Source organism: uncultured Flavonifractor sp. (assembly GCF_944385615.1).
Lineage (GTDB): Bacteria > Bacillota > Clostridia > Oscillospirales > Oscillospiraceae > Flavonifractor.
Genome location: NZ_CALWXV010000002.1, coordinates 1 through 21,460 on the forward strand (window position 1 = coordinate 1; position 21,460 = coordinate 21,460).

At 55.9% G+C, this 21,460-nt stretch carries 15 protein-coding genes; 5 read left to right on the top strand and 10 right to left on the bottom strand.

Annotated elements, in window-relative coordinates; genetic code table 11:
• The 4 genes from Q0J75_RS01185 to Q0J75_RS01200 all read right to left on the bottom strand — a co-directional run.
• A partial coding sequence (locus Q0J75_RS01185) for a phosphoribosylaminoimidazolesuccinocarboxamide synthase (protein ID WP_297196143.1) occupies nucleotides 1–167 on the bottom strand: 167 nt, incomplete at its 3' end.
• Nucleotides 168–201: 34 nt separating this feature from the next.
• On the bottom strand, nucleotides 202–693 hold the full coding sequence (gene purE / locus Q0J75_RS01190; protein ID WP_297195954.1) for a 5-(carboxyamino)imidazole ribonucleotide mutase: 492 nt from the start codon (nucleotides 691–693) through the stop codon (nucleotides 202–204).
• A 303-nt stretch (nucleotides 694–996) separates the two neighbouring features.
• A complete protein-coding gene (locus tag Q0J75_RS01195; RefSeq protein WP_297195955.1) occupies nucleotides 997–3,096 on the bottom strand; it encodes a glycogen debranching protein in 2,100 nt (699 codons plus the stop codon).
• A gap of 56 nt (nucleotides 3,097–3,152) precedes the next feature.
• Nucleotides 3,153–5,399 (bottom strand): hydratase, encoded by a 2,247-nt coding sequence (locus Q0J75_RS01200; RefSeq protein ID WP_297195956.1) that lies wholly within the window; start codon nucleotides 5,397–5,399, stop codon nucleotides 3,153–3,155.
• 203 nt (nucleotides 5,400–5,602) lie between these two features.
• On the opposite strand from Q0J75_RS01200, the gene Q0J75_RS01205 reads away from it, so the two are divergent.
• Nucleotides 5,603–7,168, top strand: coding sequence for an N-acetylmuramoyl-L-alanine amidase family protein (locus tag Q0J75_RS01205; RefSeq protein ID WP_297195957.1), 1,566 nt, complete (start codon nucleotides 5,603–5,605; stop codon nucleotides 7,166–7,168).
• A gap of 65 nt (nucleotides 7,169–7,233) precedes the next feature.
• Here Q0J75_RS01205 and Q0J75_RS01210 read toward each other — a convergent pair whose 3' ends face one another.
• Together Q0J75_RS01210 and Q0J75_RS01215 are read right to left on the bottom strand one after the other, a co-directional pair.
• Entirely contained in the window at nucleotides 7,234–7,722 is a 489-nt protein-coding gene (locus tag Q0J75_RS01210; RefSeq protein WP_297195958.1) for a DUF6530 family protein, read from the bottom strand.
• A gap of 160 nt (nucleotides 7,723–7,882) precedes the next feature.
• The gene (locus tag Q0J75_RS01215) at nucleotides 7,883–9,874 is read right to left on the bottom strand and encodes a fructose-1,6-bisphosphatase (protein ID WP_297195959.1); all 1,992 of its coding nucleotides are present in this window, start codon (nucleotides 9,872–9,874) and stop codon (nucleotides 7,883–7,885) included.
• Nucleotides 9,875–10,054: 180 nt separating this feature from the next.
• Here Q0J75_RS01215 and Q0J75_RS01220 point away from each other — a divergent pair, with 180 nt between their 5' ends.
• Together Q0J75_RS01220 and Q0J75_RS01225 are read left to right on the top strand one after the other, a co-directional pair.
• Nucleotides 10,055–11,806: an ABC transporter ATP-binding protein gene (locus Q0J75_RS01220; RefSeq protein WP_297195960.1), complete on the top strand. Its 1,752-nt coding sequence runs from the start codon at nucleotides 10,055–10,057 to the stop codon at nucleotides 11,804–11,806.
• Nucleotides 11,784–13,586: an ABC transporter ATP-binding protein gene (locus Q0J75_RS01225; RefSeq protein ID WP_297195961.1), complete on the top strand. Its 1,803-nt coding sequence runs from the start codon at nucleotides 11,784–11,786 to the stop codon at nucleotides 13,584–13,586. The genes Q0J75_RS01220 and Q0J75_RS01225 overlap by 23 nt, the downstream gene beginning before the upstream one ends.
• A 48-nt stretch (nucleotides 13,587–13,634) precedes the next feature.
• Here the strand turns inward: Q0J75_RS01225 and Q0J75_RS01230 are convergent, their stop codons facing one another.
• From Q0J75_RS01230 to Q0J75_RS01245, 4 genes are all read right to left on the bottom strand, one after another.
• Nucleotides 13,635–15,746 carry a sodium-translocating pyrophosphatase gene (locus Q0J75_RS01230; protein WP_297195962.1) on the bottom strand — a complete coding sequence of 704 codons (2,112 nt, stop codon included), beginning with the start codon at nucleotides 15,744–15,746 and terminating at the stop codon, nucleotides 13,635–13,637.
• Nucleotides 15,747–15,910: 164 nt separating this feature from the next.
• On the bottom strand, nucleotides 15,911–17,347 hold the full coding sequence (locus Q0J75_RS01235) for a TrkH family potassium uptake protein (RefSeq protein WP_297195963.1): 1,437 nt from the start codon (nucleotides 17,345–17,347) through the stop codon (nucleotides 15,911–15,913).
• Nucleotides 17,344–18,735, bottom strand: a complete 1,392-nt coding sequence (gene trkA / locus Q0J75_RS01240) for a Trk system potassium transporter TrkA (protein ID WP_297195964.1) — start codon at nucleotides 18,733–18,735, stop codon at nucleotides 17,344–17,346. The genes Q0J75_RS01235 and trkA overlap by 4 nt, the downstream gene beginning before the upstream one ends.
• Nucleotides 18,736–19,001: 266 nt before the next feature.
• Nucleotides 19,002–19,493, bottom strand: coding sequence for a hypothetical protein (locus Q0J75_RS01245; RefSeq protein WP_297195965.1), 492 nt, complete (start codon nucleotides 19,491–19,493; stop codon nucleotides 19,002–19,004).
• 474 nt (nucleotides 19,494–19,967) lie between these two features.
• Between Q0J75_RS01245 and udp the strand changes: the two genes are divergently transcribed.
• On the top strand, nucleotides 19,968–20,738 hold the full coding sequence (udp, locus tag Q0J75_RS01250; RefSeq protein ID WP_297195966.1) for a uridine phosphorylase: 771 nt from the start codon (nucleotides 19,968–19,970) through the stop codon (nucleotides 20,736–20,738).
• 231 nt (nucleotides 20,739–20,969) lie between these two features.
• A complete protein-coding gene (locus tag Q0J75_RS01255) occupies nucleotides 20,970–21,404 on the top strand; it encodes a MarR family winged helix-turn-helix transcriptional regulator (protein WP_297195967.1) in 435 nt (144 codons plus the stop codon).
• The last annotated feature ends 56 nt before the right edge of the window (nucleotides 21,405–21,460 follow it).

A 21,460-nucleotide genomic window follows, 5' to 3' on the forward strand; every position in this document is an offset into this window, starting at 1 on the left:
GTCATGCGGTTGTTGATGGCGCCCTTGCCGGTGATGGTGCCCTTCTTCAGGCCGTTGAAGGCGGTGGCGTCGTCCTTATAGGAGACGATAACCACCTGAGGATCGTTGGTGGCGAATACTTTCTTTGCCTTGCCCTCGTAGAGCTGCTCTTTCTTCTCGTAAGCCATGACGTGACTCTCCTTTATCTTTCTTTTTCTTTATTTACAGTTTATCAGCGATGTGGCGGTCCTTTTCCGCCACTTCTTCCGCCATGCGGGTCTTGAACTGGGCCAGCGTGGCGGACAGCTCCGGGTCGGCCAGGGCCAGCATCTGGGCCGCCAGAATGGCGGCGTTGTCCGCTCCATCCACTGCCACACAGGCTACCGGGATTCCCTTGGGCATCTGCACCATGGACAGCAGGGAATCCAGTCCACCCATCAGGGAGGTTTTGATGGGGACCCCGATGACGGGGAGCGTGGTGTAGGCGGCCAGCACTCCGGCCAGATGGGCGGCCTTGCCCGCGGCGGCGATGATGACGCCAAACCCTTTTTCCGCGGCGTGGGAGGCCAGCTCCTCAGCAGCGGCGGGGGTGCGGTGGGCTGAGATGATCCGTACCTCAGCGGGGATGCCAAAGGATTGCAGACGTTGGATGCAGGGGCGCATGGTCTCCAGATCGGAGTCGGAACCCATAACTACGGCGACCTTCTTGCTCATAAGACCCTCCTGTATACCTAAAAATTTTTCAGGGACGGAAAAAATAAATCAGGGCATCCGGTATACGGATGCCCTGACAGAATCAACCCCTGAGATTGGACAGGTTGGTGCCGTGGATGGACCGCAAGCCAATGCAGAGCCAGTGCAGTGATGACATCCTCGTACCTCCCTGTTTGTATGACCTGTGTAAAATGATATCGGATTTTTTCAAACTTGGCAAGGGTTAAGTAGGAAATTTGTCTGCTTATACAAGTTTGTTGAAAAAAGGCGGGAGTACCTTTGTGGAAGAGGTAGGCCAAACCATCAGCTTCTGCCGTTGACCGCCTGGAAGATCGCCACCGAACGGGGGCCCATGTGCAGTCCGCTGCCGCTGAACAGCGGACTGGCGGCAAAGGGATCTGGATGGGCGGTGTGGAGCACCAGGTTCCAGCGCAGGCCGGAGGGAAGCTCAGGCAGGCCCTGCCAGTGAGACTCCCAGTGGGCATTGACGGCCAGCAGCACCAGGTCGTCGTCGGTGTCGTCCTGATTTCGTCCGGTAAAGAGCACGCCGATCTGCCGGGTCTGTTCATCCATCTTGCCATTCCAGGCCGCGCCGTTGTGGAGGGAGACTGAGGGCCAGCCGCACCGGGCCGGGGCAGTCTCACCCCGGACAATGGGGTGGGCCTTGCGGAAGGCGATCATGCGAGAGACGAAATGAAACAGGTCCTTGTGGCTGTCCAGGCGAGACCAGTCCAGCCAGGAGATCTCGTTATCCTGGCAATAGGAATTATTGTTGCCGAACTGTGTGTTGGCAAATTCGTCTCCCGCCAGAAACATGGGGGTACCCCGGCTGCACAGCAGCACCGCAAAGGCGTTTTTCATCAGCCGGTCCCGGAGGGCCAGGATCTCCGGATCCTCCGTGTCTCCCTCTACGCCGCAGTTCCAGCTGTTGTTGTCATTGGCCCCATCGGTATTGCCCCAGCCGTTGGCCTCATTGTGCTTTTCATCGTAGGAATACAGATCGTATAGGGTAAAGCCGTCGTGACAGGTGAGAAAGTTCACCGAGGCGTTCTGCCGCTGGGAGGGGGGATAGAGATCCGCCGAGCCGGAGATCCTCTGTACCGCCGCCCAGGCCCGGCCGGCGTCCCCCTTCAGGAAACAGCGCAGGTCGTCCCGATATTTTCCGTTCCATTCGGCCCAACGGTTCCAGGAGGGGAAGGAGCCCACCTGATACAGGCCACCGGCATCCCACGCCTCAGCAATCAGCTTGACCCGGCCCAAAATGGGATCGAAGGCCAGACTTTCCAGCAGGGGAGGCTCAGACAGGGGCGCGCCGTCGGTATCCCGGCCCAGAATGGAGGCCAGGTCAAACCGGAACCCATCCACCCGGTACTCCACCACCCAGTACCGCAGACAATCCAGGATAAATTGCCGTACCACCGGATGGTTGCAGTTGAGGGTATTGCCAACACCGGAGAAATTGTAATACTTTCCGTCCGGGGTGAGCATATAGTAGATGTTGTTGTCCAGTCCCTTGAAGGAGAAGAAGGGGCCGTGTTCGTTGCCCTCGGCAGTATGGTTGACCACCACGTCCAGTATAACCTCAATGCCATGTTCGTTCAGCGTGCGGATCAGCCGCTTGAGCTGGGTGCCCTCATGATTGTACTCCGGTGTGGCGGTATAGCTGGTATTTGGGGCAAAGAAGCAAATGGTATTGTATCCCCAATAATTGAGCAGCTGTCGACCGTCTACAATGCGCTCGTCGGCCATCTCATCAAATTCAAAGATGGGCATCAGCTCCACGGTATTGACGCCCAGCTCCAGCAGGTAGGGCAGCTTTTCCAGCATCCCTTCAAAGGTGCCGGGATACTTGACGCCGGAGGAGTCGTGGCGGGTAAAGCCCCGTACGTGGGTCTCGTAGATAATCATATCCCGGAAGGGCAGGTGGGGGTCCCGGAAGGCGCCCCAGTCAAAGATATCCTCTACCACCCGGGCGTGGTAGGAACAGCCGGGGGACTGGTTGCTGCCCCATACGCTCTGACCGGTGACCGCCCGGGCATAGGGGTCCAGCAGGAATTTGGTGCGGTCAAAGATCAGACCCCGGTCAGGGTCGTTGGGGCCGTCCATCCGGTAGGCATATTCAAATTCATAGATATCCAGATCAAAGACGATCATGGAAAAGGTGTTGCCGATGCGGAAGTTGTCCGGAAAGGGAAGCACCGCGAAGGGCTCCTGGTGGGTGCGGTGGAAGAGGCACAGCTCGCAGTAGGTGGCGTTGATGGAGTGAATGGTAAAGCTGACACCGCCAGGTACCACATTGGCGCCGTTGAGCAAAAAGAGACCGGGCCGGACCCGAAATCCGGAGATGATATTGGTGGCGGTCAGCGGCTTGGAAGACAGGGTGGAAGCAGGTTGGGGAACCATGGGAATCGCTCCTTCAGGACGGTGGGCGCTGCAAGAGCTTGCAGCGCCCACCGTTTTTATTTTGCGTAGTAGTTGATCAGGCAGCCAGCCAGCACGATATCCCGCTCTTCACGGGTCATGCCGGGCAGTTTCAGGGTAACGGTGTGCTGTTCGCCATTTTGGAGAAGCACGGCGGGGATCACATCGGCGCCGCTGTCCAAAGCGGTGCGAACGCCGGGGATGTACAGCTGGTCGCCGGGCTGGATGTTCCAGTCCTTCACATCCTCTGCAATGAAGGGAAGCATACCCCAGTTCACTACGTTGGAGCGGTAGCGCTTGGTGGCATACTCGGCGGCCAGGTTGGCCACGCCGCCCAGCACCCGCTGACAGGAAGCGGCTTGCTCCCGTGCGGAGCCGTCGCCGGGCTTGAGGGCCATCACCAGAGAACCCAGTCCGGTGGAGGCGGGATCGTGTCCCATCATGGCCTCCTTTACCTGGGGATCGTCGGGATTGGTGCGGCGCAGCTTCTCCAAGGCCAGCACCGCCTTGGCCCGGGGCACATATTGGGGGTCCTTCCGGCTCAGGGCAAACTCAGACAGCTTGATGGGATTGGAGCGGTAGGAGGAGGTCTCGCCGGAGGGGATCAGCTCGTCGGTAGTAGTCACCGGGTCGTAAATGGCTGAGCACACAGTGAGCAGCAGATTATCGGGCAGAGCCACCTGCTCCGGCCAGTCGGCAATGTTTGGCCCAAAGACCAGTTCCTGGCTGGGGTCGGCTTTGCCTACACCAAAATAGACCCGGGCTTTGTAGGGGGTGTCGTCGTAGGCGAAGGGCTCCACGGCGGGGTCTGCCGGAGGATTGGGCAGTTCGTCTGCGCCGGTGAGCACGCCGCCGTTGAGGGCGGTGGCGGCAATGGACCGGGCATCCATCAGAGCCACATAGGAGACCTGGCCGTCGGAGGGCTTGGACCCCTCCCGGTTGGGGAAGTTGCGGGTGGAATGGCGGATGGAGAAGGCCCCGTTGGCGGGCACGTCTCCCGCGCCGAAGCAGGGACCGCAGAAGCAGGAGCGGATGGAGGTGCCGGCAGCCATAAGGGAGGCGATATACCCTCTGCGGGTGAGCTCCAGATTGACAGGCTGGCTGGTGGGGTAGACCGACAGCCAGAAGGCATCGGAGCCAATGGCGTGACCCTCCAAAACCTGAGCGGCCCGGACGATATTCTGATAGGTGCCGCCGGAACAGCCGGCGATGACCCCCTGGTCCACCACAAACTGGCCGTTATGTACCTTGTCCAGCAGGGAGGCAGGCTTGTTTTTCAGCTTCAGCTGGTGTACGGTGTCCTCATCCACCTGATGGAGCAGATCAGCCATATTCTCCTTGAACTCCTGAATGGTATAGGCGTTGGAGGGGTGGAAGGGCAGGGCGATCATGGGACGGATCTTGTCCAGCTCCACCTGGATAAGTCCGTCATAATAAGCGCCGTCAGCGGGGGCCTGGGGCTTGAACGCATCGCCGCGGCCCAGCACCGCCAGATGATCCTTTAAGGTGTCGTCAGCCACCCATACAGAGGAGAGACAGGTGGTCTCGGTGGTCATGACGTCGATGCCGGAGCGGTAGTCCATAGACAGGTTCTGTACACCGGGGCCAAAGAATTCCATCACAGCATTTTTGACGGTGCCGTCCTTGAAGGTGGAGCGGATGAGCTCCAGAGCCACGTCCTGGGGACCCACGCCGGGGATGGGAGCGCCGGTGAGATAGATGGCAATCACCTTGGGATAGGAGATGTTATAGGTTTTTTTCAGCAGCTGCCGGGCCAGCTCGGGTCCGCCCTCGCCGATGGCCATGGTGCCGTAGGCGCCGTAGCGGGTGTGGGAGTCGGAGCCCAGAATCATCTTGCCGGGGGCGGCATACCGCTCCCGCATATAGGAGTGGATGACGCTCTGGTGGGCGGGGACAAACTCACCGCCGTACTTCTTGGCCGCAGACAGACCGAATACATGGTCGTCCTCGTTGATGGTGCCGCCCACAGCGCACAGGGAGTTGTGGCAGTTGGTGAGCACGTAGGGCAGCGGAAACTCCTTCATGCCGGAGGCCCGGGCGGTCTGAATGATGCCCACATAGGTGATATCGTGAGAAGCCATGGCGTCAAACTGGATGGCCAGACTGTCCATGGAGTCGCCGGTGTTATGGGCCTTCAGAATGGAATAGGCCATGGTGCCCTTCTTTGCTTCCTCCGGACTGGGCAGACCGGCGGCAGGACCGTCCTGCGCGGGCAGGAAGGCGTTATTCTTATAGTACACGCCCTGACGGGTGATGTTCAGCATACGATTCCCTCCGATGCTCTTGAATTATGTTTCATCATACCAATTTTTTCACCGGAGCGCAAGAGATTTGTCCTTCTTTTGGCAAGGGGAGGAAAAAAGAGGAATAAAATTATGTTAACTATTATGGGGGAGAATCCTTGACGGAATGGTAGGAAATAGGGTAGAATATGATAAAAAAGCATAAGATGAGACGAGGGAAATACATGAAAAAACAAATCATGTCGGCCTTGCTGTTGCTGGCGCTGCTGATTGGGGCGTTACCTGGGACGGCAGCGGCCGGAATGGAGCGGATCACAGTCCGATTTTATGATGAGGCAAGCGGCAGCTATGGACAGCCTGTCGTAACCGACCGGGTCAATCTGACACTGGATGGCGCTCCGTTGGTGCCGGAGGATGTGCCGGCTCTGATCCAATATCCGGCAGGCAGCCAAAATGGCCGCACGCTGGTTCCGGTCCGGCTGATCTCCGAGGCGTTGGATGCTACGGTGACCTGGGTGCCTGAAACCAGACAGGTTATCATCCTGCGGGAGGGGAGCACCATTGTGCTGACGTTGGGCTCCGCCACCGCGCTGGTGGATGGCCGGAAGATACAGCTGCCCGACGGTGTACCCGCAGGAGTGGTGAAATGGGAGGGGAAGGAGAGTACCATGGTACCTCTGCGTTTCGTCTCCGAACAACTGGGCGCTGATGTGGAGTGGCTGGGGGAGACCGGTACGGTAGCCATCACCACTCCGGTTCAGCAGCCTGACCCTGTGCAAACCCCCACACCAACTCCAACTCCTACGCCTACGCCAACCCCTACACCAGAGCCAACTCCTGTTCAGCCTTCGGTTGGAGACCTGGGACAAGTAACAGGGTTGTCCTTTGACCAGACCGCCCAGATCCTTACCATTTCTGCGGACCATGCGCCGAATTACCGGATCACAGATCTGGGGGACCGGCTGGTGATCGACCTGCTGGGGGCGGTGTATGCGCCTGCTGTAGGAAATGAGCTGACCATTCCGGTGGAGAGTACAGCCATTGAGACGATACGCTGCTACCAGCATGAGGATAGCTTGGGGTATGGCTATCCCCATACGCTGCGGATTGTGCTGGATCTGGCCGCCGGTGTCAGCTATGCCCAGAACCTCTCGGTGACAGCCGGAGGCAATCAGGTGCGGATCGGTGTGACCCAACAGCCAGAGCAGCCTGATCTGCCTGTGGTGGACCCAGAGAAGATCACCATTGCCATTGATCCCGGTCATGGCGGCAATCAGCCCGGCGCGGTTTATCCAGATGCCTATGGAAATGATGTAAAGGAAAAAGACCTGACGCTTCCCATGTCCCTGATGCTGGCGGATATTTTGGAAGCCCGGGGCTACCATGTGGTGCTTACCCGGACCGGGGACGACTCGATCGGTTTGTCCGAGCGGGCTCAGATCGCCAATGCGGCCCAGGCGGAGCTTTTTGTCAGTATCCATTGCAATGCCCTGGACCGGAACGACTATGAGGGTATTTTCACCTATTATTATCCCAACAGCACCCGAGGCGAGGCCTTGGCCAAGCAGGTACAGGCGGGTGTGGTGACAGCCACCGGTGGAATCGGGCGGGGAACACCCTCTGCCAACTTTCAGGTATTGCGGGAGACCACTATGCCAGCCATTTTGGTGGAGACCGGATTCATGTCCTGTCCGGCAGAGTTGGCGCGGCTGTGTGATGCGAATTACCAACAAAAGCTGGCAATGGGCATTGCAAACGGGATAGATGCCTATTTGAATACCCAGTCATAAATATGAAAATGCGGAGTATGCAGTGAGAGACGCATACTCCGCGTTTTTTGCGGCGAAAAGAGAATTCAGGCGTGATAACCCAGTTCGGCCAGCATACGGGCCAATACCTGCATCCGCTCTCCCAGCAGGTCTCCGTCACGGGCCAGCGCATCCCGAAACAGGGCGATATCCTCATCAATATGGTCGTTTCCGGTGCATACCTCCACCGTCATTGCGTCGCCCTGAAGGCCCACCCGGTCGATCTGCGGGTGGGTAGGATCGTACAGAGTGGGGAAACGGTAGCTCTCCTCCCGGATATAGTGGACGGCCCGACAGGTGAGAATGGCCAGATCCAGCACACGGTGGAGGGGGAGCTCTTCCGACTGGCGGGACCACTTCTCGCCGGTGTGCCGCCATACCTTGGCGGAGATATCCACCCGGCCCCGGTCATTCCACTGAGCAAGCCCCAGACTGAGGCCCTGGGCATCGGTCTGGTAGGCGTTTCGACCGTCAATGTTGCCATAATCCTCCGCCACAAAGACCGGCTTGTGCTTTAGATTGGTTGGAATCTGCATAGGAATACTCCTCTCATTATAAAACTACTAGATTACTAAATTACTAAATGAGTAATGGGAGTATAGCATACAGAAAGACAGACGTCAAGTTGGGTTACTTGCCCGGAAAAGGATATAAAAGGGGTGCCGCAATATGCAGCACCCCTTTTATAGATATGGGTTAATCCTTGTGGTCCTCTACAATCTCGCCGCTGCGGAAGGCCTGGAGCAGATCCATCAGGTCGTCGATCTGTTCCTGGAGCTGGTGGCCCACATCAGTGCCGGCGATCTTCAGACGGGATTCCAACCGTTCAAACACCACCGAGGAGGAGGCGATATCCTGATTTTCTCGGATGGCGTTGGCCCGGCCCACAAAGGGCTCGTGGGACACCAGCCGGAAGCAGGCGGAATTATAGATGAGCGTATAGCCGGCAATGCCGGTGGTCTTTTGGTAGGCTTTGCAGAAGCCGCCGTCAATGACCAGCAGTTTGCCCCCGGCCTTCATGGGGCTTTCGCCCTTTTTGGATTTCACTGGAATATGGCCGTTGATGATGTGACAGTGGGGACCTTCCAGCCCGAACTGCTTGAGCAGGAATTCACATACCGCCGGGTCGTTGTAGAGCTGATAGTAGGCGTTTTTGGGCTCGGTCCAGGTGGACTCGTCCAGGATGAGCCGCCGCTCAAAGGTGGTCATCCGGTCCCGGCCGAAGATGGGGCTGTTGCGGCCTGCCCACAAAAACCACAGAAAGTCCATGCCGAACTCCCGTTCCTCAGTACCTGGCTTGCTGTAGTAGGCCCGGCGGGCGTTGGTGTCGGCGTAGTCCAGGAAAGCCTTGCCCGACAGGGTCTTGCCTCCGATGGTAAAGACCTGGAGCTTGCCATCCTCGGTCATGGGGATGCAGCCGTGGAAGAGCAGGTTGCCATTATAAACCTTGTACAGACTGCCCTTGGAGTAGAGGAACCGGATATGGCGCTGGAGCTTTTCACTATGGAGGAAGGAACTGGTGAGCTGGTTGATGAGTTGATCCTCCTCAGTGGTGAGGGCATAGGGGTCTTTTCGGTCCACGGTGGGGAAGTCCACGTCTTCCAGAGGATAGGTGGTGCCGTTGATGGTGATGCACTTATTCTCATAATCGATCTTGTCCAGCAGAAGCCGGTCAGACATGCCGAAGCATGGGTTGCGCAGGACCTTTTGTCCCTCCAGCTTGAACAGAATAATGGTGATGGCCTTGTGCATCCGGGCGGCCAGCAGCTTGTCCTTTTCCGTATAGTGGGCGGCGTCTTCGTTGGTGAGCTTGACCTCAAAGCGGTGGATATCGCAGTCCTTGTACACCTCGTTGGCAAACACTGACAGGGGGCGCAGGGAGATACCGTAGCCGGTTTCGATGACCTCCAGGTTGTTGTAGCGCAGAGAGTTTGCCAGAACAGTGGCCACCAGGGTACGGGAGCCGGAGGCCGCCCCCATCCACAGTACGTCGTGGTTGCCCCACTGAATGTCCACGCTGTGGTACTCCATCAGGGAGTCCAGAATGATGTCCGCCCGGGGTCCGCGGTCAAAGATATCGCCTACCAGGTGCAGGTGGTCCACAGCCAGACGCTTGATGAGTTCGCACAGCTGTACCAGGAAGTTGGAAGCGCGGTCGATGTCGATGATGGTGGAGATGATATTCTCATAGTAATCCCGCTTATCCGTGTCCTCGTAGTGGGTGTGGATCATTTCATCAATGATATAGGCATACTCCGGAGGCATGGCCTTACGCACCTTAGAACGGGTATACTTGGAGCTTACCAACCGGCACATCTCAATCAGACGGTGGAAGGTGATGCGGTACCACTCCCGCATATCGGGGGTCTCCCGCTCGATCTCCTCCAGCTTCTCTTGAGGATAGTAGATGAGAGTGGCCAGCTGGTCCAGATCGGCTTTGGAAACAGTGGTAGCAAAGAGCGTGTCCAGCTTTTCCCGCACCACGCCGGAGGCCGAATTCAAAATATGCAGGAAGGCCTCATACTCCCCGTGAACGTCAGAGATAAAGTGTTCCGTGCCCTTGGGCAGGTTTTGGATGGCGTGCAGGTTGATGATCTCGGTGCTGGCTGCCTGGACGTTGGGGTATTGCCGGGCCAACATCTTCAGGTAGTGGAGATTTTCCGGACGGTATGCTTTTTTGGTTGTCATGGAGGAGCCTCCTTTTGAATTTGCGAAATGGGAAGTTTACCTTATTATCCCACGTTGAGACTCAGGTTGCAAGTGGAAAACCTGTGAGTAAGGAAGACTTGACGGGAAAATGGGGCGGATTATAATGAGGGTACCAAGCTGTTACTTTGATGACAGAAAGATAGAGAGGAGGAAAGAGCTGTGAGAGAACTAAGACGTTTATTGGCCTATCTGGGTCCCTACCGTTGGGACCTGTTGATGGGCGGCCTGCTGGTGCTGATTGAGACAGCCTTTGAGCTTGTGATTCCGGTGCTGATGGCCGACCTGATTGATGTGGGTGTGGAGAACCAGGACCTGCATTATATTGTAGGGAAGGGAATTCAAATGGGGGTGTGTGCGCTGCTGGCTCTGGTGACCGGTCTGCTGTATGCCCGTTTTGCAGCCCGGGCGGCCTACGGCTGGGGGGCTAATATCCGAGAAGCCCAATACGAGCGGGTCCAGAGCTATGGGTTTTCCAATCTGGATAAATTTGAAAGTTCCTCTCTGGTTACCCGTATGACCACCGATGTGACGGTGCTTCAGAACGCCATCAACGGCGGCTTGCGGCCTTTGGTGCGCAGCCCGGTGATGCTGGTAATGGGCCTTGGTCTGTCCTTCTGGATGAATGCCAGGCTGGCTTTGATTTTTGTGGTGTGCGCTCCCATTCTGGGACTGATCCTCTTTTTTGTGGTGCGTAAGGTGGCCCCCATGTATGGGCGGCTTCAGAAGGCTATGGACCAGCTCAACAATGTGGTGCAGGAGGGTCTCACCGCCATCCGGGCGGTAAAGGCTTTTGTCCGGGGGGAGTACGAGGAGGAGAAGTTCCGCAGCGTCAATGAAGAGCTGATGGAAACCAGCCAGCGTACCTTCCATTTTGCGGTGCTCAATCTACCTGCCTTCCAGTTTACCATGTATACTGCCATTGTCCTGATCCTGTGGTTTGGCGGCGGTATGATTTTAAAGGGGAGTCTTCAGGTGGGAGAGCTCACCGGCTTTCTCAGCTATGTGCTTCAGGTGATGAACTCCTTTATGATGATCTCAAATGTATTTCTGCTGCTTACCCGCTCTCTGGCCAGCGCCCACCGTGTTGCAGAGGTGCTGGATGAGGACCCGGCCCTGACCGACCCGGCGGAGCCGGTGGGGGAGGTGCCAGACGGCAGTGTGGACTTCGAGAAGGTCTCCTTTAAGTACCGTGCCGATGCCAGAGAATATGCCCTGTACGGGGTGGACCTGCACATCAAAGCAGGCCAGACTGTTGGTATTCTTGGGGGTACCGGGTCCGCCAAGACCACCCTGGTCCAGCTTATTCCACGGCTGTACGACGCCACCGATGGGACTGTGAAGGTGGGTGGACATGATGTAAAGGAATATGATCTGGCGACTTTACGAGATGCGGTGGGTATCGTGCTCCAGAAAAATGTTCTTTTCTCCGGCACTGTCCGGGAAAATTTGCAATGGGGAGATTCAAACGCGGATGACGAAACGCTGTGGGCAGCCTGTCGGGCGGCCTGTGCCGATGAGTTTTTGCGGCGGATGCCTGATGGTCTGGATACTGATTTGGGACAGGGGGGCGTCAATGTCTCCGGCGGACAGAAGCAGCGGCTTTGTATTGCACGGGCTCTGCTGAAGCGGCCGAAAATTTTGATCTTTGACGACTCCACCAGTGCGGTGGATACCGCCACCGAGGGTAAGATCCGGGCCGCTCTGGCCAGACTTACTAGGGTGACCAAAATCATCATTGCCCAACGGGTGACCTCGGTGATGTATGCCGATCTTATCGTTATTCTGGAGGACGGAAGGGTTCATGCTGCCGGTACCCATCAGGAGCTGTTGGATCATGATCCTATCTACCAGGAGATCTACGCATCCCAGATGAAAGGAGGGGAGGACCATGGCCAGACAGCTCAGTGCTAAAAAGCCCAGGCATCTGGGCTATACCATCCGCACCCTTATGTCCTATTTGGGACGGCATAAGTTTTTGCTGCTGGTGGTAGCGGTACTGGTGACCATCAGCGCCCTGGCTAACCTGCTGGGTACCTACATGATCCGGCCGGTGGTAAACAATCTGGCTGGTGGCGGAATGGAGGCTTTGCTCCAAGGGGTAGTTCTTACCGCGCTCATCTATCTGGCGGGGGCGCTGGCGGCCTGGGGGTATACCCAGACTATGGTAAAGGCGGCCCAGAAGGTACTCTTTGATATCCGACGGGATCTGTTTGCCCACCTTCAGAAACTGCCCCTGCGCTTTTTCGATACCCGCCGTCATGGCGATGTGATGAGTTACTTTACCAATGATGTGGATACCATTTCCGATGCATTGAATAACAGCTTCGCTATGGTGATCCAGAGCTTTATCCAGGTAGCGGGTACCTTGACCATGCTGTTTATTCTCAATTGGCGGCTGACTTTGGTGGTAACCGTGTGCTATGCGGTCATGTTCCTCTATATTCGCTTCAGCGGGAAGCGGAGCAAGGCCTATTACCGAACGCAGCAGGGTGCGCTGGGCGATTTGGACGGCTATATTGAAGAGATGGTAGCTGGACAGAAGGTGGTCAAGGTATTCAATCATGAGGAGGAGAATCTGCGCCGCTTCCGGGAGAAAAATGAGACTCTCCGTAAGGCGGGGACTGGGGCCCAGGGTTATGCCGCTACCATGGTCCCGGCGGTGGTGAGTATTTCCTATATCAACTATGCCATTGTGGCCGCCCTGGGAGGCTATATGGCTATGGCTGGGATGACCGATGTGGGCAGTCTGGCCAGTTATCTGGTATTTGTCCGACAGGCGGCCATGCCCATCAATCAGTTCACCCAACAGAGTAATTTTTTATTAGCTGCCTTGGCAGGCGCCGAGCGGGTTTTTGAGGCTATGGACCAAACCCCGGAGGTAGACGAGGGTCAGGTAAAACTGGAAAAGCAGGGGGATGGCTGGGTCTGGCGGAAGCCGGATGGTTCAACAGTCCCTCTGCGGGGAGATGTGCGCTTTGAGGGAGTGACCTTTGGATATGATGCAGGTCACCCCATCTTGAAAGAGATCAGTCTCTTTGCCAAACCAGGCCAAAAAATTGCCTTCGTTGGCTCAACCGGTGCGGGCAAAACCACGATTACCAATCTGATCAACCGGTTTTATGATGTTCAAAAGGGTGCGGTGACCTACGATGGCATCGATGTAAAGGAGATTCAAAAGGATGATCTGCGCCGCTCTTTGGGTATGGTGCTTCAGGATACCCACCTCTTCACCGGAACGATCGCGGATAATATCCGTTTTGGAAAACTGGATGCCACCATGGAGGAAGTGGAGTGGGCGGCAAGAATCGCCAACGCCGACTCTTTTATTCGTCGTCTGCCCCAAGGATATGATACGATGGTGACAGCAGATGGGGCCAATCTGTCCCAGGGACAGCGGCAGCTGCTGGCTATTGCCCGGGCGGCGGTGGCCGACCCGCCGGTGCTCATTCTGGATGAAGCTACCTCCTCCATTGATACCCGTACAGAAGCCCTCATTGAAAAAGGCATGGACCAGCTGATGGAGGGGCGGACCGTGTTTGTCATCGCCCACCGGCTGTCCACCGTCCGCAATGCCAACGCCATTATGGTGCTGGAGCATGGGCAAATTGTGGAGCGGGGCAGCAATGAGGATCTGCTGGCCCAGCAGGGGGAATATTATCAGCTTTACCACGGGATATTTGAGCTGAGCTAAAGGGGCATATAAAAAGGACGCCGTACGGCGTCCTTTTTATATGCTATATCAGAACAGATGAATAGTGGTAATCAGGCCGGAGAACACGATGGAAACAGTGGAGCACAGCTTGATCAGAATGTTCAGCGAGGGACCGGAAGTGTCCTTGAAGGGATCGCCTACGGTGTCGCCGATGACGGCGGCCTTGTGGCAGTCGGAGCCCTTGCCGCCGTGGTGACCGGCCTCAATGTACTTCTTGGCGTTGTCCCAGGCACCGCCGGCGTTGGACATGAATACAGCTACCACAAAACCGGTGACAGTGACGCCGCCCAGCAGACCAACAACAGCCTCAGCGCCCAGAATCAGGCCCACTACAACGGGAACCACGATGGCCAGCAGGGAGGGGAGAACCATCTCATGCAGAGCGCCCTTGGTACACAGATCCACACAGGAGGCATAGTCGGGATCGGCCTTGCCCTCCATAATACCGGAGATCTCCCGGAACTGACGGCGGACCTCCACCACGATGGACTGGGCGGCCCGCTGCACGCCGCTCATGGTGAGGGCAGCAAAGATAAAGGTGAGCATGGCGCCCACAAACAGGCCTACCAGTACAGCGGGATTGGTGAGGGACAGGTCCATGGCATGGTCCAGCTTGCCTTTGACCACGTCCACATAGGAAACCAGCAGGGCCAGGGCGGTGAGGGCGGCGGAGCCGATGGCAAAGCCCTTACCGGTGGCGGCGGTGGTATTGCCGAGAGAGTCCAGAGCGTCGGTACGGTTACGAACCTCCTCGCCCAGGCCGCTCATTTCAGCGATGCCGCCGGCGTTGTCAGCCACGGGACCGTAAGCGTCGGTAGCCAGGGTGATGCCCAGGGTGGACAGCATGCCGACAGCGGCGATGCCGATACCATACAGGCCCTTGGAGAACAGCAGGTCATAGTTTTCGCCGCCGGTGGTCAGGGAACCGCCCGCAGCCAGGAAGGAGACGATGATGGCGATGCCGATGATGATGATGGGGGCGGCAGTAGACAGCATACCTAGAGAGATACCGCCGATGATGGTGGTGGCAGCGCCGGTCTCGGTGGAGTCGGCCAGCTTCTGGGTGGGCTTATAGGTGTCAGAGGTGTAGTACTCGGTAAAATAGCCGATGGCACAGCCCGCTACCAGACCGGCCAGAATGGCAATGTAGGGACCCCAGGAGCCCATGATAAAGTAAGTGATGGGAGCGGCGGCAATAGCGGCCAGAATAGCGGCGGTGTAGGTACCCTTCCGCAGGGTAGCCAGCAGGGATTTTTGGGTGGCGTTCTCCTTGGTACGCACCAGGAAGCTGCCCAGCACAGAGCAGATCACGCCCACTACGGCGATGACCAGAGGGAGCAGCATGGCGTTCCAGGTCAGATTGTCGGAGGCATAGGCGGCAGCACCCAGAGCGAAGGTGGCCAGGATGGAGCCCACATAGGACTCGTACAGGTCAGCGCCCATACCGGCCACATCTCCCACGTTGTCGCCTACGTTATCAGCGATGGTGGCGGGGTTGCGGGGATCATCCTCAGGGATACCGGCCTCCACTTTGCCCACTAGGTCAGCGCCTACGTCGGCGGCCTTGGTAAAAATGCCGCCGCCGACACGGCCAAATAGAGCCATGAAGGAGGCGCCCATGCCGAACATGACCATGGTCTGGGCGATCTTGGCGGCCTCAAAATGGGCGATGTACTTGAGCACATGGAACCAGATGGACACGTCCAGCAGGCCCAGGCCGACCACGGTAAAGCCCATCACGGCGCCGGAGGAGAAGGCCACGTTCAAGCCACGGTTCAGACTTTCATGGGCGGCGTTGGCAGTACGGGCGTTGGCAGAGGTGGCGATCTTCATGCCGACAAAACCGGCCAGGCCGGAGTAAATACCACCGGTCAGGAATGCAAAGGGAATAAACCAGTTATCCAGCATATTTCTCCAGGCCAGCAGAAGCAAAATAACGAAGACAATAATAAAGATCTTTGCGACTGTGGTATACTGACGCTTAAGATAGGCGTTAGCGCCTTTGCGAATGGATGCAGCGAGCTTTTGCATCAATTCAGTGCCCTCTGAAAACTTTAGTACCTTTCTTGCTTGTGCTACGGCGAAGATTAGGGCGATAATTGCACCCACTAGACCGAGCCAAAAGAGGTTTTCAATCATCTTATCCAACTCCTTTAGTTCGGAAAGCCATTGCAGCGCAAGGCTTTCCGGTTTTTCAGACATCTTTATAATACCCCAAAACGCATCTGCTTGGCAAGAGTATTCAAAAAAAGAAAGCGTCAAATCCTAGGATTTGACGCTTTGGCTAAAATAGAATGGAGAGTTTAAGAACGCTTCCATGCATTTCCGCTAAAGAGAACCAAAATAGGCAAAATTTCAAGACGGCCAATGATCATACACAAAGAGAGCAGCAGCTTGGAGAAGGGGGAGAAGAAGGCGTAATTGCCCATGGGACCCACCAGCTCCAGGCCGGGGCCAATGTTGCCGATACAGGAGACCACTGCGGTAAAGGTAGTACCGAAGGAGTTATTGTCTACCGATATCAGAAGGGTGGCCCCTAAGGTGATAAATATATAGGCGGCAAAAAATATATGGACGGAACGCAAAGCCGGCTCATCCACTACCCGGCCATCCAGCTTGACCACATTGACCACTCTGGGATGGATCACTTGCTTGATCTCACGCCGGATGCACCGACCCAGCAGAAGGACCCGGGAGCACTTGATGGCGCCGCCAGTGGACCCGGCGCAGGCGCCAACGAACATCAGTAGGACCAGCAATACTCTGGAAAACTCCGGCCACTGGTTAAAGTCCGTGCTGGCAAAGCCGGTGGTAGAAATAATGGAGCCGACTTGGAATGCGGCGTGACGAATGGATTCACCAACGGTTGGATATAGATTCCAGATGTTGAAGGTGATCAGTACAATGCTAGCAAAGACCACAATGAGGAAAAAACGCAGCTCGTCACTCTTCAGGACCTGCTTCACCTTGCCGCACAGCAGTAAGAAATAGAGGGAAAAATTCACAGAGAACAACAACATAAAAATGGTGATGATGATCTCAATGGCCGGGCTATTGTAGGCGGCAATGGAAAGATTGCGGGTGGAGAAGCCGCCGGTACCGGCAGTGGCGAAAGAGTGTACAATGCTGTCATACCAGGGCATTCCGGCGATACGGAGCGCGATAATCTCAATAGCCGTCATACCGCAGTAGATTCCATAAAGGATCTTGGAGGACTGGCTGCTTTTCGGAACCAGCTTACTGACCACCGGACCGGGGCTTTCGGCCTTCATTAAGTGAAGGGTGCGGGAACCCAAACTGGGCAGCAGGGCGATGGTGAGGATCAGTACGCCCATGCCTCCCAACCAGTGAATAAAGGAGCGCCAGAACAGAATGCCCCTGGACAGGGGCTCTACCGCTGTCAGAATGGAGGCGCCGGTTGTGGTAAAGCCGGAGACCGCCTCAAAAAAGCAGTCGATATAAGAGGGAAAGAAGCCGCTGAAGTAAAAGGGAAGCGCGCCGAAAGCGCCCATCAGCAGCCAGATCAGGGCTACAGAGAAAAAACCTTCCCGGGGGAAAAAGTGGTCGTTGCTGTGTAGAAGGGAGAGGGCAAAGCCGATTATCATGACCAAGGGAATGGTAAAGAGGAAGGGTGTAGGGTCCTCCTGGTAGAAAAGGCACACCATAAGGGTAATCAGCATGGATACGGCCTCTACCATCAGGGCCTTACCTGTTACTTTAAAGACCAGTCTGAAATTCATTGCGCCGCCCCCAGATCCAGCAGGGAGTCCTCATAGATATCGTTGAGGTCCAGAATACCGTGGTTGCGGGAGATCAGAATCACCGTATCGCCGGAAGAAATAGAGGAGGAGCCGTCCGGGATAATGATCTGGCCCTTGTGAACCAACACGGCAATCAAAATGCCCTTTTTCAGGCGCAGATCCTTCAAAGGAATCCCCTGATTGCGGGTGGTGTCGTTGGCGATAAATTCCAACGCCTCAGCGTGACCATCGCAAATCTTATACAGCGCGTTCATCACACTGCCTTTGGAGTTCTGCATCCCACGGACCACCTGAAGGATTTGGCTGGCCGTGATGAGCTTGGGAGAGATGATGCTGTCCAATCCGGCGGCGTGAGCGATACCGGTATAGTTTTGCCGGTTGGCCTTGGCTACCACTTTCTTGACACCCTGCTGCATGGCGTAGAGGGAGATAAGGATATTGTCCTCGTCCCGGTCAGTCAGAGCAATGAACGCATCAGACGCGCTGGCGTTTTCCTCCTCCAGCAGCTCCTGGTCGGTGCCGTCTCCTTGAATCACCATGGCGTGGGGGAGAACATTGCTGAGATGGCGGCATCGCTCCGGTTTGCGCTCTACGATTTTCACTCGCATACCCAGTTTAAGTAAAATAGAGGTAAGATAATGGGCGATGCGGCCGCCGCCAATGATAAAGGCAGAGTGCAGCTTTGGTGTGTGTCGCCCCAGAAGACCGAAGAAAGCGGTAAGTCCGGCGGGCTGTCCCACCAGATAGAGCCGGTCACCTACCCTGGGAATAAACGTGCCGTCAGGAATAATGACCTCGCCGTCCTCCCGCTCTGCCGCACACAGGAGCATGGGCAAGTCCCGAATCTTGCTGGTCTGCGCGGACAAAGGCTGATCGGCGATGAAATCGCCCTCCCGGACCCGGAAACCGATCAGTTCCACCCGGCCCCGGCAGAAGGTCTCGATATTGGCGGCGCTTGGGAACCGCAGCAGCCGGGAGATCTCCACGGCGGTGGCGTTTTCCGGATTGATGGCCAAATCAATGCCAAGCTCCTGTTTCATCTGGGCAAGTTCCATGGCGTATTCCACATTGCGCACCCGAGCGATGGTGAACTTGGCGCCAAGCTGCTTGGCCGTCAGGCAGCATACCATGTTGACCTCATCCAAGCCGGTGACTGCGATCAAAACATCCGCAGATGCCACACCAGATTCCCTTAGAGCGGAAATGGACGCGCCGTTGCCCTTGACACACATCACGTCCAGAGACTCCGAAGCCCGGCGCAACGCGTCGTCATTGGTATCAATAATGGTAACATTATGCTCCTCCTGGGAGAGGTGTTCCGCCAGAGTGAAGCCAACATTTCCGTCTCCCACGATGATGATTTTCAAACTGCACTCATCCTTTCGGGATACTACAGTATCCACGTACGATAATGTCTGCCGGTCTTTCAAAGAACAGGTTGTATGATGATACACCCGGCCCCCGAGAAACCAGTTCCTGCATAGGCATTCCAATTGTAACGTTCATCTTAACGCAATCTTTCAGCAGATGCAAGTCCTCTTTCATAAATCTCAGTGTCTTGACAAAAAAGATAGAAGAAACGCCAACAATCCTGCCGGGTCAAATCCGGCAGGATTGTTGGCAAACCAGCAGATTATACGGTCCACTCACCATGGATGATGCCGACTAGATACCAATCGTTTTCCCATACTTCAAAGACCAGTTTGAGGGAACACCAGTCAAACCCCTCCAGTTCGGGATCAATGCCGGGAAAGTGGTATTCCACAAAGCGGCCGTTCGGATAGGCTGCCGCCGCGTTTTCCAACGCGTTGCCGCTGATGAGCACCGTATCAATACCCACTTGAGGGGCCTCGGTATAATCCACATTAAACACATAACGATCAAAATATTCTGTTCCGGTACAGCGGATTGGATTCCCAGAGCCGTCATAAAGTCCCCAGAGATAGACCTGATCATCCGTAGCCAGCTTGGCCACGCTGGCCTGGGTCAGCACGTTGTCGCAGGAAGGGTCTACGGTAGAATAAGGGGTCAGTGTCACACCCCGTTGGGGATGCACCAGTTCAGATAGCGCGGCATAGTCCTCTGCTTTCAGCGCTTCCAGAACCTGACCGGCTCGCTCCAACAAATGGGAATTATCCTCAATATCCAGTGAAGGTTGTAAAGATGCTGTAGCGGCGGCTCGGTTACTTTGTCCGGGTTGAGAGCCGGTGGGGGAGAGGACTGCTTTGCTGGTCTGTGACGAAACAGCGCTATGTCCTACCAGACAGCCCAGTACCAACCCGCATACCAGCGCCAGGGAGGACATCAGAATGGCTTTTTTAATCAGATGTTCCTCCTTTCTATGTGGGTTTGGAAGACAAAAGAAGACGATTGCCTATCACACAACCGGCCTGTGATCTCCTCAACGAAGACCATTGTAAAATAAGAGAATTAAAAAAGCAACAACAAAACGTTACAATTTCATGCTGGATTTGTGCATCTTGTAAACGACAAGAAGAACTGGTATAATGGCACCTGTCAAAAGAACAATGATGGCTTGATTTTAAAAGACCTGGCCTCACGATCCATGTGGTTTTGATGTCTGAGGAGGTAATGACAAATGCATGAACATGAACTGCAATTTCATATTAAATGTAAGGCGGGGGATGTGGGCCGCTACTGCTTTTTGCCCGGAGACCCAGGCCGGTGTGAGAAGATTGCCGCCTACTTTGATAATCCTGTCAAAATCGGGAGCAACCGGGAATATACGATCTATACCGGTACTCTGCTTGGGGAGAAGGTGAGTGTCTGCTCCACCGGTATTGGAGGCCCCTCCGCTGTTATCGCTATGGAAGAGCTTCATAACATCGGAACGGATACCTTTATCCGGGTGGGCACCTGCGGCGGCATTGCCCTGCCTGTGAAGAGCGACGATGTAGTCATCGCTACCGGTGCGGTGCGCCACGAGGGAACCAGCCGGGAGTATGCGCCTATTGAGTTTCCCGCTGTGTCAGATTATGAGGTACAGACCGCCTTGGTCCAGGCGGCCAAAAATCTGGGAAAACCCTGGCATGCCGGTGTGGTCCAGTGCAAGGATTCCTTCTATGGCCAGCACAGCCCCGCACGGATGCCGGTGGCCCAGGAGCTGCTGTACAAATGGGAGGCTTGGAAACGCTTGGGTGTGTTGGCTTCCGAGATGGAATCGGCGGCACTCTTTTGCTGCGCCGCGGCCCTTGGGGTGCGGTGCGGTTCCTGTTTCCATGTGATTTGGAATCAAGAACGGGAAGCCGCCGGGCTGGACCAGACCGAGAGCCATGACCTCTCCGCTGCCCTTGAGGTGGGCATTGAGGCGGTAAAGCTGCTTATTACCGCAGACCGAGAAAAGAACTGAACCAAAAAGCACCGTGAGGCCCGCCGCAAATTGCGGCGGGCCTTGTGCTGTATAAGATACTATTTTAATCTATATAAGACAATGAAGATAAAATAAGCTGTATTTTCTGAACTTGGAAGAGCGTCACAGAATTCCGGTTTTTCTTCAGCCGGGGTTTTGTGAAGGTTGTGCATTGACAACAGTTAGCAGACAAACTAAACTAAATATAGTACAACAAAAGGAGATGACAGAATGCGGCAGGAGCGCCACGTGGGCTATGAGATCAAGGCTCTGTCCAATCTGCTGCGGCGCAAGGTGCTGGAGATGACCGGCTCGACTGACGGAGATGACTTTACCGAAATGCAGGTGAAGTTATTGGGCTTTTTGTGCCACAATCGGGACCAGGAGGTGTGCCAGAAGGATATTGAAGAGGCCTTCTATATCCGGCGGTCCACCGCGTCCCGGCTGCTCAAGCGGCTGGAATCCCAGGGTTTTGTCATCCGGCAGACGGTGGAGCGGGACGCCCGGCTCAAGCGTGTGACCACCACGCCCAAGGCGGATGCACTCTACCAGGACATTATGGAACGGATCAGCAGCGTGGAGAGTCTGCTGACCCGGGGCCTCAGTCAAGCGGAGGTGGAGCAATTTCTCAATACCGTGGAAAAACTGAAGCAAAATCTGATGTAAGCCGCCCGAAGGACGGCTTACAAACATGTCGGGACGGCGAAAGCAGTCTCTGACAC